Below are 710 nucleotides of genomic sequence, written 5' to 3'. Positions count from 1 at the left end.
ATAACGCTAAGACTATAGCAAGATTAGCAGAAATGGCAGGTGAAGAAGCCAAGAAAATAGCAGAGAAAGCCGATGACCGAGCGTATGAAGCCAAGAATGAAGTAGAAAAAGCCAAGGAAATAGCGAGTAATGCAAAATATATAGCAGGAGAGGCGCAAAAGGCAGCTGAAACAGCGGGTAAGAAAGCCGCGTCTTTAGAAGAAGAAGCGGAAGAGGCACAAAAAATAGCCAAGGAAGCCAAGGAGTCTGCTGGTTATGCAAGACATGATGCGACGCAAGCGCGCAATCAGGCAGAAAATGCAGAGAAAATAGCCTCGTCTGCGAGGAGTAGGGTTATTGATATCAACCAAGTGGTTGAGAATTTTAAAGCCCCCGTAAGTTTAGCGCGGATGTACTCAGAAGAAGCCAAGAAAAAAGCCGAGTCGGCAGATTCACAAGCCTATCAAGCCAAGAGCGAAGCCGAAAAAGCCAAAGAAGTAGCCGATAGAGCGAAAAGGACAGCAGAAGAAGCCAAAACAACAGCCGATACGACGAAACAAGAGCTTGGAGGTATCAAGAGTTCCCTAGCAACGGCAACAACAGCCCATACAGTAGCTTCACAGGCAAAAGCGCTAGCGGAAGAGGTAAACAATTTACTGAAACAGTCCAATTTAACGGTTCTTTCAATTTCCACCCCGTTTCTTGTAGCGACAGGCAAAGCGCAATTAACC

General features: G+C 46.1%; 1 pseudogene. It reads left to right on the top strand.

The annotated features are described in order from the left end of the window. Positions 1–710 (top strand): annotated as a pseudogene (locus tag ACFINH_RS10190) (hypothetical protein); the annotation flags it as partial.

It is taken from the genome of Bartonella sp. AA74HLJMH (assembly GCF_042197045.1).
In the GTDB taxonomy this organism is placed as follows: domain Bacteria; phylum Pseudomonadota; class Alphaproteobacteria; order Rhizobiales; family Rhizobiaceae; genus Bartonella.
This window is presented reverse-complemented; position numbering and strand designations above follow the sequence as displayed.